19 protein-coding genes are annotated in these 14,703 nt (G+C 41.7%); 15 read left to right on the forward strand and 4 right to left on the reverse strand.

Features of this window, described 5'->3' with window-relative positions; all coding sequences use genetic code 11:
• Window positions 1-112: 112 nt before the first annotated feature.
• Window positions 113-373, forward strand: a complete 261-nt coding sequence (locus ACQKNS_RS14425; protein WP_098369883.1) for a YqkE family protein — start codon at window positions 113-115, stop codon at window positions 371-373.
• A 163-nt stretch (window positions 374-536) separates the two neighbouring features.
• The gene (locus ACQKNS_RS14430; protein ID WP_427643773.1) at window positions 537-974 is read left to right on the forward strand and encodes a MarR family winged helix-turn-helix transcriptional regulator; all 438 of its coding nucleotides are present in this window, start codon (window positions 537-539) and stop codon (window positions 972-974) included.
• Window positions 975-1,018: 44 nt separating this feature from the next.
• On the opposite strand, the gene ACQKNS_RS14435 is transcribed toward ACQKNS_RS14430, so the two are convergent.
• The 3 genes from ACQKNS_RS14435 to mciZ all read right to left on the reverse strand — a co-directional run bounded on the left by ACQKNS_RS14435 (window position 1,019) and on the right by mciZ (window position 2,852).
• Window positions 1,019-1,444, reverse strand: a complete 426-nt coding sequence (locus tag ACQKNS_RS14435; RefSeq protein ID WP_427643775.1) for an Ohr family peroxiredoxin — start codon at window positions 1,442-1,444, stop codon at window positions 1,019-1,021.
• Between the two features lie 281 nt (window positions 1,445-1,725).
• Window positions 1,726-2,634 (reverse strand): aldo/keto reductase, encoded by a 909-nt coding sequence (locus ACQKNS_RS14440; protein WP_427643777.1) that lies wholly within the window; start codon window positions 2,632-2,634, stop codon window positions 1,726-1,728.
• Window positions 2,635-2,690: 56 nt separating this feature from the next.
• Complete coding sequence (gene mciZ / locus ACQKNS_RS14445) at window positions 2,691-2,852, reverse strand: Z-ring formation inhibitor MciZ (protein ID WP_076365517.1); 162 nt, start codon at window positions 2,850-2,852, stop codon at window positions 2,691-2,693.
• Window positions 2,853-2,927: 75 nt separating this feature from the next.
• On the opposite strand from mciZ, the gene ACQKNS_RS14450 reads away from it, so the two are divergent.
• Window positions 2,928-3,479 carry an NUDIX domain-containing protein gene (locus ACQKNS_RS14450; RefSeq protein WP_427643779.1) on the forward strand — a complete coding sequence of 184 codons (552 nt, stop codon included), beginning with the start codon at window positions 2,928-2,930 and terminating at the stop codon, window positions 3,477-3,479.
• Complete coding sequence (locus ACQKNS_RS14455) at window positions 3,480-4,661, forward strand: endonuclease Q family protein (RefSeq protein WP_427643781.1); 1,182 nt, start codon at window positions 3,480-3,482, stop codon at window positions 4,659-4,661.
• 36 nt (window positions 4,662-4,697) lie between these two features.
• On the opposite strand, the gene ACQKNS_RS14460 is transcribed toward ACQKNS_RS14455, so the two are convergent.
• The gene (locus tag ACQKNS_RS14460; RefSeq protein WP_427643783.1) at window positions 4,698-5,261 is read right to left on the reverse strand and encodes a GNAT family N-acetyltransferase; all 564 of its coding nucleotides are present in this window, start codon (window positions 5,259-5,261) and stop codon (window positions 4,698-4,700) included.
• Between the two features lie 139 nt (window positions 5,262-5,400).
• On the opposite strand from ACQKNS_RS14460, the gene spoIIM reads away from it, so the two are divergent.
• The 11 genes from spoIIM (at window position 5,401) to sigF (ending at window position 14,672) form a co-directional block, all read left to right on the forward strand.
• A complete protein-coding gene (gene spoIIM / locus ACQKNS_RS14465; protein ID WP_048680177.1) occupies window positions 5,401-6,048 on the forward strand; it encodes a stage II sporulation protein M in 648 nt (215 codons plus the stop codon).
• Between the two features lie 119 nt (window positions 6,049-6,167).
• Complete coding sequence (locus tag ACQKNS_RS14470) at window positions 6,168-6,617, forward strand: Fur family transcriptional regulator (protein WP_427644222.1); 450 nt, start codon at window positions 6,168-6,170, stop codon at window positions 6,615-6,617.
• 164 nt (window positions 6,618-6,781) lie between these two features.
• On the forward strand, window positions 6,782-7,012 hold the full coding sequence (locus tag ACQKNS_RS14475) for a YqzK family protein (RefSeq protein ID WP_370662551.1): 231 nt from the start codon (window positions 6,782-6,784) through the stop codon (window positions 7,010-7,012).
• 5 nt (window positions 7,013-7,017) lie between these two features.
• Window positions 7,018-7,911: a site-specific tyrosine recombinase XerD gene (gene xerD / locus ACQKNS_RS14480; protein WP_427643784.1), complete on the forward strand. Its 894-nt coding sequence runs from the start codon at window positions 7,018-7,020 to the stop codon at window positions 7,909-7,911.
• Between the two features lie 300 nt (window positions 7,912-8,211).
• On the forward strand, window positions 8,212-9,414 hold the full coding sequence (gene deoB / locus ACQKNS_RS14485) for a phosphopentomutase (RefSeq protein WP_427643786.1): 1,203 nt from the start codon (window positions 8,212-8,214) through the stop codon (window positions 9,412-9,414).
• Complete coding sequence (locus tag ACQKNS_RS14490; protein WP_427643788.1) at window positions 9,415-10,227, forward strand: purine-nucleoside phosphorylase; 813 nt, start codon at window positions 9,415-9,417, stop codon at window positions 10,225-10,227.
• A 64-nt stretch (window positions 10,228-10,291) separates the two neighbouring features.
• A complete protein-coding gene (locus tag ACQKNS_RS14495; protein ID WP_427643790.1) occupies window positions 10,292-11,596 on the forward strand; it encodes a pyrimidine-nucleoside phosphorylase in 1,305 nt (434 codons plus the stop codon).
• Between the two features lie 204 nt (window positions 11,597-11,800).
• Entirely contained in the window at window positions 11,801-12,967 is a 1,167-nt protein-coding gene (locus ACQKNS_RS14500) for a D-alanyl-D-alanine carboxypeptidase family protein (protein ID WP_427643792.1), read from the forward strand.
• 131 nt (window positions 12,968-13,098) lie between these two features.
• Window positions 13,099-13,449, forward strand: a complete 351-nt coding sequence (spoIIAA, locus tag ACQKNS_RS14505) for an anti-sigma F factor antagonist (protein WP_076365535.1) — start codon at window positions 13,099-13,101, stop codon at window positions 13,447-13,449.
• A gap of 1 nt (window position 13,450) precedes the next feature.
• Window positions 13,451-13,891, forward strand: coding sequence for an anti-sigma F factor (gene spoIIAB, locus ACQKNS_RS14510; RefSeq protein WP_034308139.1), 441 nt, complete (start codon window positions 13,451-13,453; stop codon window positions 13,889-13,891).
• A 13-nt stretch (window positions 13,892-13,904) separates the two neighbouring features.
• Window positions 13,905-14,672, forward strand: a complete 768-nt coding sequence (sigF, locus tag ACQKNS_RS14515) for an RNA polymerase sporulation sigma factor SigF (RefSeq protein WP_076365537.1) — start codon at window positions 13,905-13,907, stop codon at window positions 14,670-14,672.
• Window positions 14,673-14,703 lie beyond the last annotated feature (31 nt).

Consider the following 14,703-nt stretch of genomic DNA (forward strand, 5'->3'; position numbering starts at 1 on the left):
GATTTTCTTTATTTTACCATGATGGAAATGGGAAAACACTGTTTGAAAAGCATGACGAGGAAAACGGCAGTCGTGATATAATAATTTCATAAATGGCCAGGAGGTTTTAAGGGTGAAAAAGAAACAGCAGCGAAATCAAAATCAAAGCAAAAACCAAGATAAAGATTCATCTTCATTGAAACTTGGTGATATGATCAACCAGGATATCATGTCCCAGCTTCGTCAAAAGCAAAAGGAACTTAATGAGGCTGAACAAGAAAAAAGGGCAGCGGAAGAAGAAAAAAAACGCGAAGAAAGAAAGCGTCGGGAAAAGAATAAATCATTCGAAGAACTATTGGGTGAAAGCAATCTGAACTGGAAGAACTATAAATGAAGAACAGGGAGCAGTTTAAGTTTAAGAGGGCTGGCTCCCTTTTTCCGTTTTAGGAAGACCGTTCCTTGCTGATATTCCTTTATTTTATAAAGTATAACGATTATATTAAAGATAAGTTCGATATGCTTTCATATCGGATGGACTACAATTAGCTGGTGATATGATGCAAAGTAAAATAGAAAAAGTACTGGAAGACCAATTATGTTTCCTGCTTTATGCAAGTTCAAGGGAAATGACGAAGAAATATAAACCGCTGCTTGATAAACTCGAAGTGACATATCCTCAATATCTTGTTCTTCTTTTATTATGGGAACAGGATACGCTTACAGTAAAAAAACTAGGGGAGCTCCTTGCCCTCGACTCAGGAACGCTTACCCCCATGTTGAAACGAATGGAGCAGAATGGCTTGATTGCCCGTGAACGTTCGTCTGAAGATGAACGGTCTGTCATGATTAAGTTGACGGAAAAGGGACTTGGTCTACAGGAAGAGGCCTGTTTCATTCCCGATCGCATTTCGGCAATGTCGGGTGATGATAAGAAGGTGGTTGAGGAATTAAAAGCTTCGCTGCTTCAACTATTGAAAACATTACAGAAATTTTAGCAAAAAAAGACGCTTGGGAATCCCAAGCGTTTTTTTTGCCGAATTTACTCTACATCTATTTTAAAGGCGACGTCCACATTGCCATTGATTGCTTTTGAATAAGGACACATTTGATGCGCCTTATGAACAAGGGTTTCGAATGTCTCCTTGTCGACCCCGGATCCCTTCACGGCCAAAGTTACAGCCAAGCTGTACTGATGCATCTCACCCATCAAAAGACTGACGTTTGCGGTGACCTTGGAATCGAAAGAAACGCGTTCAATTTTACCGACTGATTGCAAAGCACTATCAAAACATGCAGCATATCCGGCTGCAAAAAGCTGTTCCGGATTAGATGCTTCAGGCATCTGTTTAGCCCTTGGTGTCCCAGGCATCGCGATATCAACCGTGAAGTTGCCGTCAGCGGAAATTGCCGTTCCTTCTCTTCCGCCATCAACTGTTACAGAAGTTGTAAATAATGTTTTTGTCATATTTTTTCTCCCTTATCTTCTTATTTTTAATTGTGTACAATTGAATTGTACAATAGCTAAATCGAGATGTCCAATAAAAAAGTTTAAAAATGTTGGGATGAAGTAAATTGGTTTTGAAATGGATTGGAATGATGGGAAACTTGAAAGCGGTACAGAAGCAGTAAGACGAAAAAAACGAAGGAATGGAAAAAGGCTGCCTATCACGTTGGGGAAACGGAGATAGTGCAGCCTAAAGGTTGTCCTGGCATTCCTTTGAAACATTTAGTTTAGTTTTATTCTTTTTACTCCCGGTGACTTTCATATTTGTTCGCTTTGGTCAACCGCTTCAAGATATCCAGCTCGGTTTTGGACAGTGTAGGGCTGTTAGCGGCCTGGCAGTTCTCACGGAGCTGCTGTACTGAGCTTGCTCCTGGTACAACGGTAGCGACGCTTTGATGAGACAATACATATTGAAGTGCCGTTTCATTCAACTTCCTATCAGAAAGTTTGTCCTTTATTTGCGGAAGCAAATCTTTAAGTTCGTGATAGCTATAGTCAAGGTATCCATCCTCATTTGCCTTTTTGAGCATTTTTTCACTGAGCAGACCTTTGGCAAGGGGGCCACGGGCGATAATGCTGATCTGTTTGTTGGCCAAAAGGGACAGCCACTCTTCTGGGCGGCGGTCGAGTAGATTAAACTGCATCATCACGGAATCAAGCTCAGACTTTTCAGTGAATTCCTTGATTACATTCGGACGAATCGAGGAAATTCCATAATATCGGATATAGCCTTCTTTTTTCAAATCTTCAAATGCTTCTACCGTTTCTTCGATATTGTCTGAAATGGTGCCGCCATGTAACTGGTAAAGATCGATATAATCTGTACCCAATCGCTTTAAGCTATCTTTTACTGCCGCTTTAATATAGGCGCCAGATGGATCCCAGCTCCAGGAATCTTTTGTTTCATTCCAGCGGTTTCCAACCTTGGTGGCTATGTATACCTTATCGCGGACCGATTTTAAATTCTTTCCGACGATTTCTTCATTCATACCGAAATCATATAAGTCAGCAGTATCAAAATAATTGATTCCTTCATCTAATGCGGCCTGTATGATTTCGGATGCCTGATTTTCAACAGTCCCCAATGACATGCATCCGAGCCCGATTTCAGAAACTAGCAAGTCAGAATTTCCTAGTCTGCGTTTTTTCATGTTATCCACTCCCTTTACAGTCATTGTAAAGGAGAAATCCATTTCACTCAAAGAATTCACTTGATCCGTTTTAAAGGAGTGGGGGGCACCTGATCATGTATGTCGGCAATCCAATCATTGATATAGACATATTGATTTTGTAATTGTTTTAGTTTTTGAAGGATTTCCCAACTCTTTCCGGATAAAGTAACGCTTTTTTCCAATACGTAAACTTTCATTAAATCGCCCTCCATCTCTATTATGGTAAAATGTATGAGGAATCATGCTGCAATTAGAACAGAGGAGTGGTCAGGATGAAAAAATTTGAAGAAAAAACGCTGTCTTCGAAAAAAATCTTCACGGGAAAGGTCATCAGCCTGCAAGTGGATAATGTAGAGCTTCCAGATGGGAAAACGGGTAAACGCGAAATAATCAAACATCCGGGGGCGGTTGCCATCATAGCTCTCACGGCAGACAATAAAATCATCATGGTTGAGCAGTACCGTAAAGCGCTGGAAAGGAGCTTGGTGGAAATACCTGCAGGAAAGCTGGAAGTAGGCGAAGAGCCGGTTCTGTCGGCTAAACGGGAGCTGGAAGAGGAGACAGGTTATGAATGTGAAGAAATGGAGCACATCATATCCTTCTATACATCCCCGGGTTTCGCCGATGAATTGGTGCACCTGTATGTGGCTCACAATTTGACTAAGAAAGAAAATGCGGCCCCACTGGATGAGGATGAATTTGTCGAGATGCTTGAACTCACGTTGGAGGAAGCTCAAACTTATATGGATGAAGGGAAAATCCAGGATGCCAAAACGGCATATGCAGTTCAGTACCTGCAGTTGAAAAAGGCGATGACATCATAAATGAAAGAATTTTACGCTGACCTGCATATTCATATAGGCAGAACGAGAAGCGGAAGGGCCGTGAAAATAACAGGTGCTAAAACGTTAACTTTCAGCAATGTGCTGCAAGTGGCCAGTGAAAGGAAGGGCCTTGATCTAATCGGGATAATCGATTGCCATTCTCCTGAAATTATCGAAGAGATCGAAGCGGGGATTCTTGATGGCGAAATCACGGAAAAAATGGAAGGCGGACTTCAATACAAGAATACAACCATCATTCCAGGCTCGGAGATTGAAATTTATGATCAGAATTGTAATGGACCGATCCATGTCCTCGCTTATTTTCCGACTTTAAAAGCGATGAAGGAATTCTCCTTATGGATGAGCGGACATGTTAAAAATATCACTTTGAGCTCCCAAAGGATTTATTGTGATGGAAGAACGCTGCAAAAGATCGTGAAGTCACTGGGCGGCCTGTTTATCCCGGCACATGTTTTTACCCCATTTAAAAGCTTATATGGAAAAGGTGTACGGTCCAGTCTGACAGAAGTATTCGATCCGAAGCTAATTGATGCCATCGAACTTGGTTTAAGTTCAGATACAGAAATGGTCAAGGATATCGGGGAGTTGGACTCCTATGTCTTCGTGACCAATTCCGATGCGCATTCGCTTGGGAAAATCGCCCGTGAATATCAAAAAGTCCTGCTTGAAGAACCAAGTTTCAATGAGCTGGCAAAAGCCCTTAAAGAAACAGGGAATCGTAAGGTGGCCGTTAATTATGGATTGAACCCCTTATTGGGAAAGTATCATCAAACCGTATGTTCAGGGTGTTTACACCAGGTATTGAGGGATGATGAACAATGTCCCGAGTGTGGTAATAAATCCATTATTAAAGGGGTATCGTCCAGGATTGAAGAACTCTCCAATTCCGAGTTGGATGGAAGAAACGGAAGGGAAAGGCCGCCGTATATCCATCAAGTGCCACTCGATTTCATCCCAGGGCTCGGACCTAAATCCATGGAAAAACTGCTGGCGGCATTTGGAACTGAGATGAATATCCTTCATGAAGTCACGCTTGAACAGCTCATGGAAATCGTTCCTGAAAAATTGGCGTGCTACATCGATTCTGCTAGAAAAGGGACGCTTTCTTTTGAAGTGGGGGGCGGAGGAAAGTACGGAAAGGTCAAAAAGGAATTAACCTGAAAAAAGTCCTGACAGATGAGAACTGTCAGGACTTTTTTAGTTTGTTGTTTTTGCATAAATGGAGGTGTCCCGCACTTCCTTACCGTCTGCACTAAGGCAGTCATTACGCAAAATACCTTCAAGGGTAAATCCCAGCCTCTCGGGAATCCGTTTGCTGGCAATATTATTAGGGTCACAGCGGATTTCGACTCGTTTTGCGCCATAATGGTAAAAGGCAAATTTAGTTAACTTTTCCACTGCCTCCGTTATGTAGCCTAGTTTACTGTATCTCGTATCGATCCAATAGCCAATTTCGAATTTAGGGATATCCCAGTTAATTCGGTGCAGTCCAGTGGAGCCGATGAATTGATCGTCTTCTTTCCTATAGATATGGAGTCTGATATCCTCTTTTAAAATAAAGTCCGCAAAGGACTTAAGGACGTTCTGTTCAGAGGTTTCCAACGAAAAATCTTGATGTGCAAACGGCAGCCACTGTTTCAATTCAGGTTTAGAATGGGCAATGGCTTCGTAAAGGTCCAGGCCATCGCCAGGCTGACAAGGTCTTAGATATAATCGAGGGGTTTCAATTTTTACGGGAAAATCCATTAATATAGCTTTCATATCCTGCCTCCATATCATTGATATGGAAAATTATAACACGGATTGGGCACAAGGAGTTCGGCTGATGGGGAAAGTTTTCTTAGCATAAATGAGAGAGTGAAAACATAGATTCTAGTAAGCGGAGTTGGGAGGATGAAAGATGAAAAAAAAATCTGTCGTACAAAATGCCGTAATGAAACATATTAACGAACATTCCTCATTATATGTCTTTATCACTGTGCTTTTTTTGATGGGTGTCATTTTCGGGGCAATATTGGTGAATAGTTTGAGCTTTACCCAAAAGGAAGACTTGTTCTATTACTTATCGCAATTTTTCGGACAAGTATCCAAGGGTGAATTTGCATCTTCGCATGATATGTTCAGCCAAAGTATTATGCATAATATAAAATATATCGGGGTCATCTGGATTCTCGGAATATCGGTCATCGGTTTGCCTGTCATCCTGGTTTTGTTATTTATAAAAGGGATGGTTGTTGGATTCACAGTCGGCTTTTTAGTCAATCAAATGGGATGGAGCGGGTTTTTATTATCGTTTGTCGCTATTCTGCCCCAAAATATATTCATCGTCCCGATATTCATCGTAATAACCGTACTTGCGGTCTCACTATCAATGAAAATGATCAGCCGGATTTTCCTAAAGCAGGTTCGTGAACCGCTGAAGCCGATAATTTCGCGGTATATTTTCTCATTGGTTTTGTCCGGGTTATTTTTGATTACGGCTGCCGTGTTTGAAGCGTACCTTTCCCCTTCTTTAATGAAAAATGTCGTAAGTTTATTGGGTCATTGATGGAAATTTACCGTTCCCGCAAATTTTTTTATCATTAACAAGAAATCTATTTTGACAGTTTTCCCTCTTTTGTTATAATGGATAAGATAGCGGCGCGGGAGGGAATATTAGGTATGGAAATAGAAAACAGAATTGATAGGATAAAAAAGCAGTTACACTCGTCCAGCTACAAATTAACGCCTCAGCGAGAAGCGACCGTCCGCGTTTTACTTGAGCATGAAGAGGATCATTTAAGCGCAGAAGACGTTTACCTCCTTGTCAAAGAAAAGTCGCCGGAAATTGGATTGGCAACAGTTTACCGTACGCTAGAGTTGCTGACTGAATTGAAGATAGTAGATAAAATTAACTTTGGAGACGGGGTATCCCGTTATGATTTAAGACAAGAAGGAGCTGCGCATTTCCATCATCATCTTGTTTGCGTGGAATGTGGTGCGGTGGATGAGATCCAGGAAGACCTACTTGAAGAAGTGGAAGACATTGTGGAACGAGACTGGAACTTCAAGATTAAAGACCATAGATTAACCTTTCATGGCATTTGTCATCGATGTCATGACAAAGAAGAAAATTAAGGTGAATGAAGTCGGGCCTTTTCCATTTAATGGAGAAGGTTTTCTGCATTTTAAAACCTATTTTCTCAAGGAAGAGCTGTTTTTGTTTTCTCCTTTCCGAAACACGTATAAAACTTGTCCTGTTGGGCATAGATTGATACAAAGGATCGAATGGGAGGGGAAGGATGATGAAAACATCATTATCGCTTGTTTTGCACACGGCTAAAGTGATGGTTCTCTTTGTTAGCTTCACTGTTCTTTTTTATATAGGAATGGTATGGTTAAATCAGGAATATCAAAGTTATCATCGTTATGATGAACCGAAAGGCATGGCCGTAAAAGTATCGAAGGCTGTTGATACGGGTGATGATGCATGGCTTGAACGCTTAATGTTGTTTTATTTAAACGGGGAGTAATGGATATGGAGAATCAAATTAGGGATTTCATTCATTTTTTAACCATTGAAAAAGGACTTGCGAAGAATACACTCGTCTCGTATGAGCGTGACTTAAGATCATATTGGAGCTATCTGAAAGATGTTGAAACCATTGAAGCTTGGAATGATTCAAGGCGGGTGAACATCCTGCATTTTCTCGTGCATTTGAAGGATCAAGGGAAATCATCGAAGACGGTGGCACGTCATATAGCTTCCATTCGGTCTTTTCATCAATTTCTTCTTAGGGAAAAAGTAACCGAGCAGGATCCGTCCATACATATAGAAACGCCAAAACCAGAACGAAGCCTTCCAAAGGTATTAAGCATGGAAGAGGTTGAAGCACTATTGGAAGCCCCGAAGAAAATGGATGAATTCGGTTTACGCGATAAGGCGATGCTAGAATTGATGTATGCGACGGGGATGCGTGTCAGTGAGTTGATATCCATGAATGTGAGTGATGTCCATGCATCGATGGGGTTTGTCCGATGCATAGGAAAAGGAAATAAAGAGAGGATCATTCCGATTGGACAAACTGCATTGGGTGCGATTGAACATTATATGGAAAGTTCCCGGGGGAAAATGGCCAGTCCCAAGCACAGGACAGATTCACTTTTTTTGAATCATCATGGAAACAGGCTGACAAGGCAGGGATTTTGGAAGATTTTAAAAAAACTTGTGAAATCGGCACAAATTGAAAAAGAGATTACACCGCATACATTAAGACATTCTTTCGCGACACATCTATTGATGAACGGGGCTGATTTACGTGCCGTCCAAGAAATGCTTGGTCATGCGGATATTTCGACAACTCAAATTTATACACATATTACGAACATACGGATCAAGGATGTATACTCAAAATTCCATCCGCGAGCTTAAAAGAATAATAGAATGATAGAAAAGGTTGTGAATGTAACTGCAAGGCAGTTGGAGGAGCAGCCTTTTTTCTCCGTTTTTACCGACTGCTGTAATAGGTGCAAATGATTCCAATGTGCGTCTCAGTGCACTTTATTTCATTCCGAAATATATTATTTGTCTACATCATGGTAATCGTTTACAATGTAGAGAGGTCAGACTTCTGACGTTCTCGCGATTTCATTTAAATGAAGAGTAACTGAGCAGGATAAGGGTATTATAGAGAGTATAAAAAGTGATTTACTATTTTAGGAGGAATGACTCATGAAAGAGAATTCAGCATTTAAACGAATATTCGTAATAGTTATGGATTCAGTAGGGATTGGCGAAGCACCTGATGCAGATTTATTCGGCGATAAAGGGGCTGATACACTTGGCCATATCGCAGAACGAATGAATGGATTGAACATGCCGACTCTCGCAAAATTGGGTTTAGGCAATATCCGTGAAATCAAGGGGATCGATAAAGTTCAGCAACCTCTCGCCTACTATACGAAAATGAAGGAAGCCTCTACAGGAAAAGATACGATGACTGGACATTGGGAAATCATGGGGTTGAATATATCGACTCCATTCCGTGTATTTCCAGATGGTTTCCCGGAATTATTAGTCAATGAACTCGAGGCGAAGATGGGGCGGGGAATTATTGGGAACGTCCCAGCAAGCGGTACGGAAATCATTGAAAGGCTTGGCGAGGAACATATGAAAACGGGTGCGCTGATCGTTTATACATCAGCTGATTCCGTATTACAGATTGCTGCACATGAAGATATCGTCCCGATAGACGAATTATACAAGATTTGTGAAATTGCCCGTGAAGTGACAATGGCTGATGAGTTCAAGGTTGGACGCGTGATTGCCAGACCGTTCACAGGTGAACCAGGCAACTTCAAAAGAACGTCTAACCGCCATGATTATGCGTTAAAGCCTTTTAACCGGACGGTAATGGATGAATTGAAAGATTCTGGATATGATGTGCTCGCAATCGGGAAGATCTCTGATATTTTTGATGGGGAAGGCGTCACTGAATCATTGAGGACCGTATCCAATATGGATGGAATGGATAAATTAATCCAAACGGTAGAACAGGACTTCAAAGGGTTAAGTTTCCTTAATCTAGTCGACTTTGATGCTTTATACGGTCACCGCCGCGATCCAGAGGGATACGGAAAGGCATTGGAAGAATTCGATGCCCGGATGCCGGAAGTCCTTGATAAACTGAAAGAGGATGATTTATTGATCATCACTGCAGATCACGGAAATGATCCGGTCCATGAAGGAACCGATCACACACGTGAATATGTACCATTATTAGTTTATTCCAAACGATTTACAGAAGGTGCCGAACTACCGATAAGTGATACATTTGCTGATATTGGGGCGACGGTCGCTGCTAATTTTGACGTTAAAATGCCTGCCTTTGGAAAAAATATATTGGGCGATTTAAATTTAGGGGAGATTAAATAGATGTTTAATAAAATAGAGACTGCTGCATCATTTATAAAAAGTAAAATTGAAGGCACTCCGGAGATAGGGCTGATTCTTGGTTCCGGGCTTGGCGTATTGGCGGATGAAATTGAAAATCCGATAACGATTCCATATCACGAAATCCCGGAATTCCCGGTATCGACTGTCGAGGGACACGCTGGACAGCTTGTCATTGGACATTTAAGTGGCAAAAAAGTTGTAGCCATGCAAGGACGTTTCCATTTTTATGAGGGTTACTCCATGGAGAAGGTCACTTTTCCAGTACGTGTAATGAAACTACTTGGTGTTGAGCAGTTAATTGTAACGAATGCTGCCGGAAGCGTTAATGAAAGCTATGAACCAGGTGACTTGATGCTCATTACGGATCATATTAATTTAATGGGGGCAAACCCATTGATTGGTCCTAATGAAGAACGTTTCGGCCCTAGATTCCCTGATATGTCGGAGGCTTATAATAAAGACCTTCGGACACAAGCAAAAAAAATAGCAGCTTCACTAGGATTGGATATTAAAGAAGGTGTCTATATCGGAAATACAGGACCGACCTATGAGACGCCGGCAGAAGTGAAAATGGCAAGGATCCTTGGCGGGGATGCAGTTGGTATGTCGACAGTTCCGGAAGTCATCGTAGCTAGGCATAGTGGTATGAAGGTGCTCGGAATTTCATGCCTTACAAATATGGCCGCAGGCATTCTTGATCAGCCTTTGTCGCATGAAGAGGTAATTGAAACGACTGAAAAAGTGAAAAGCAGTTTTCTTGAGTTTGTTAAGCTTATCGTTAAAGACATATAAAACGAACAAAAAAATACAAGTACACCTAAGAGAGCGGTGTCTTTGAAAAAGTGGGGATTCTAATATGAGAATGGTAGATTTAATCGAGAAAAAGCGTGATGGAAAGGCTCTTACTACAGAAGAAATACAGTTCATCATCAAAGGATTTACCGATGGAACGATTCCGGATTACCAAATGAGCGCTTGGTCAATGGCAGTTTATTTCAAAGGCATGAATGAGCAGGAACGTGCTGATCTAACCATGGCTATGGTCGAATCGGGAGATCAAATTGATTTATCGATGATTGAAGGAATCAAGGTCGATAAACATTCAACAGGCGGTGTTGGTGATACCACAACTTTAGTGCTTGGACCACTGGTTGCTGCTGTAGGAGTCCCAGTAGCAAAAATGTCAGGACGCGGTCTTGGTCATACAGGCGGAACAATCGATAAGTTAGAGTCTGTAAAAGGATTTCATGTCGAAATAGAAAATGACGAGTTCATTCGACTTGTTAATAAAAATAAGATAGCTGTCATTGGCCAAAGTGGTAACCTGACTCCAGCTGACAAAAAGTTATATGCATTGCGCGATGTTACGGCTACCGTTAACAGTATCGGTTTGATTGCTGGCTCGATCATGAGTAAGAAAATCGCCGCTGGTGCTGATGCAATCGTACTTGATGTTAAAACGGGTGCAGGCGCTTTCATGAAAACTCTCGCAGATTCCGAAGAGTTGGCGCATGCAATGGTCAGCATTGGAAACAATGTGGGACGAAACACGATGGCCGTCATTTCCGATATGAGCCAACCGTTGGGTTACGCAATCGGAAATGCTTTAGAAGTGAAGGAAGCCATCGATACGCTGAAAGGAGAGGGACCGGAAGATTTAACGGAACTTTCTTTAACACTAGGAAGCCATATGGTATACCTTGCCAAAAAGGCAAGCTCGTTGGAAGAAGCAAGAACCTTGCTGGAAAATGCGATTAAGGATGGTTCTGCACTTAACTCATTCAAGGTTTTCCTAGAAGCGCAGGGAGGCGATGGTTCGGTTGTCGATCAGCCGGAAAAACTACCGCAGGCTGCTCATACTTTCGAGCTGGAAGCGAAAGAGGACGGATATGTATCGGAAATCATCGCTGATGAGGTAGGAACGGCAGCCATGCTCTTAGGCGCCGGGCGGGCAACAAAAGAATCAGAGATTGATTTGGCAGTCGGACTGGTACTTCGTAAAAAAATCGGGGAAACCGTGGCAAAAGGTGAATCCCTCGTGACGATTTACAGCAATTTTGAAGATGTTTCAAAGGTAAAAGAAAAATTGTATGAAAGCATTGCGATTTCAAAAGAGAAAATAGAAAAACCTACATTGATCTATAAAGAGATCATGGAATAAACATTTTCCAAAAAAGGCCGCTTTTTAGCGGCCATTTTACGTTTATCCCATTGAATGTTAAAAGAGGATGCCCATGCGCATCCTCTTTTAATTTGGTTCACCTTGTTACCATATATCCAGTATGTGTTTCAAAATTCATCTTTATTTGTATAAAAATGGGTTTAATGGAAAAAATGAAAACTATAAAGATTGGAGGGTATGGAGATGAAGCGGATTCTTTCTCTATTTTTAACCGTTTTGGTAGCACTTGGTTTTAGCATCCCGCATACAAAAGCAGCTGAAGAAAAAGGGGTCGAATTGGCGGCAAATGCTAAATCAGCTATTTTGATTGAACGGGATACAGGTACTGTACTCTATGATAAAGATGCAGACGTTCGTCTTTCACCGGCAAGCATGACGAAAATCATGACGATGCTGCTGATCATGGAAGCGATCGATAAAGGCGAACTTAACATGAAGGAGAAAATCAGGACCAGTGAGTATGCAGCATCGATGGGCGGTTCCCAGATCTTTCTCGAGCCAGGTGAAGAAATGACCACAGAACAAATGCTCAAGGGCATCTCGATTGGTTCGGCGAATGATGCATCGGTGGCGATGGCTGAACGTCTAGCTGGATCGGAAGAAGAATTTGTTAGGAAAATGAACAAAAAGGCGAAAGATCTCGGGTTGAAAAATACAAAGTTCCAAAATGCAACAGGCCTTCCTGTTAAAGATCATTACAGTTCGGCACATGATATGTCGATCATGGCAAAGGAATTATTGAAATACGATACGATTACAAGGTTCACGGGTACATATGAAGATTATCTCCGTGAAAATACCGAAAAGAAATTCTGGCTTGTCAACACAAACAGATTAGTGAAATTTTACCCTGGGGTCGATGGATTGAAGACAGGATTCACAAATGAAGCCAAGTATTGTTTGACAGCAACTGCTAAAAAAGGCAATATGCGTGTCATTGCCGTCGTTTTCGGGGCCGTTTCTCCAAAAGAACGAAACGCACAGGTCACCAAGATGTTGGATTATGCATTTTCACAATACGTCACATACCCGATTTATAAACGCGGCGAGGTGTTAGGTGAAGCCAAGGTAAGTAAGGGACACAAAAAAACCGTGGTGGGAGTAACAAGTGAACCGATTTCAGTTTTGACAGCCAAAAACGGAACGGCAAAGGACTTTACAAAAAAAATCACACTTGATAAAGATTTGGATGCCCCGATTAAAAAAGGGGATGAAATTGGTACGCTTGAATTGAAGAAAAACGGTAAGGTGTATGTCGAATCTCCGATCGTTGCGAAGGAAACGGTTGAAAATGCCAGCTGGTGGCAATTGTATAAAAGGGCTTTCGGCATGTTTACCCAGGCAAAATAGAATAAATTGTCGCATTGCCTGTTAATCGTACTAATTTAGGCGAAACTCCACTAGTTTTGCTAGTAAGGAGGAATCGGCAGGTGAAAAAGAGAATTTGACTCTTTATAAGACAGTGAAGGAGGCTGTATATAATGAGTCTTACGATTAATATGGAGGCGAAAAACAGCGTATTGTGCATTCGTCTCAAAGGTGATTTGGATCATCATACAGCAGAAAAATTGAAAAACCAGGCAGAGGCAGCCATTCAAAAGCATAACATCAAGCATATCATCCTTAATATGGAAGAATTGGATTTTATGGACAGTTCAGGGCTCGGAGTTATTTTAGGGCGCTATAAACAGGTGAACAAAAAGCAAGGTGAAATGGTGGTCTGTGCAATATCTCCAGCAGTAAAGCGGTTATTTGAGATGTCAGGGTTGTTTAAAATTGTTAAAATGGAACTATCCGAAAAAAACGCTTTGCAAAGACTGGGGGTTGCCTAAGATGAAAAATAAAATGGAAACGAAATTTTCTGCACTTAGCCAAAATGAATCTTTTGCCAGGGTGACTGTTGCGGCTTTCATTGCCCAATTGGACCCGACGATGGATGAATTGACAGAGATCAAGACTGTCGTGTCAGAAGCCGTTACGAATTCGATTATCCATGGTTATGAAAGTGATCCGGAAGGGTGGGTCTATATTTCAGTGGTTATCGAAGGCGATACTGTGGAATTGACCATCCGGGATGAAGGACTGGGCATTGAAGACGTCGAGGAGGCTAAACAGCCGTTATTTACGACAAAACCCGAACTTGAACGTTCCGGTATGGGATTCACCATCATGGAAAACTTCATGGATGAAATCAATATAATTTCCCACAAGGGCGAAGGCACGATCATTCGATTAAAAAAGCACTTAACTACAAGCAGAGCTTTGTGCAATTAAGGGAGACTTGCATATGGATGTGGAGGTTAAAAACGAGAAAAGCAAGAAAGGCCAGCCCCATTTAAAAGATGAGGAATTGCGGAATTTAATCCAACGCAGCCAGAGTGGTGACCAAGATGCGAGGAACCTGATTGTCAACAGCAATCTGAGGCTTGTATGGTCAGTGGTGCAAAGGTTCCTCAATCGAGGTTACGAACCGGATGACCTTTATCAAATAGGCTGTATTGGCCTGTTGAAGTCCGTGGATAAATTTGACTTATCGTTTGAAGTGAAATTCTCAACGTATGCTGTGCCAATGATCATTGGTGAAATCCAACGCTTTATCCGTGATGACGGAACGGTTAAAGTAAGCCGGTCATTAAAGGAAATGGCGAATAAAATTCGCAGGGCCAAAGAGGAACTTTCAAAGACGTATGGCCGTGTTCCGACTGTCAATGAATTGGCGGAACATCTGGAGCTGTCCCCAGAGGAAATTATCATGGCCCAAGAAGCTAGCAGGAGCCCTTCATCCATCCATGAAACGGTTTACGAAAATGATGGAGATCCGATTACTCTTCTTGACCAAATTGCCGACCATAATGAAACATCCTGGTTCGATCAAATCGCCTTGAAAGAAGCCATACAAGAATTGAATGAACGTGAAAGATTGATCGTTTTCCTGAGGTATTATAAAGATCAGACGCAATCGGAAGTGGCGGCAAGGCTCGGCATTTCTCAAGTCCAAGTGTCAAGGCTGGAAAAGAAGATTCTTCAGCAAATGAAAAACCACATGAATCAGTGATTCATGTGGTTTTTTATTGAGCTGAAAATAA

Source organism: Peribacillus sp. NPDC094092 (assembly GCF_050279365.1).
GTDB lineage: Bacteria > Bacillota > Bacilli > Bacillales > DSM-1321 > Peribacillus.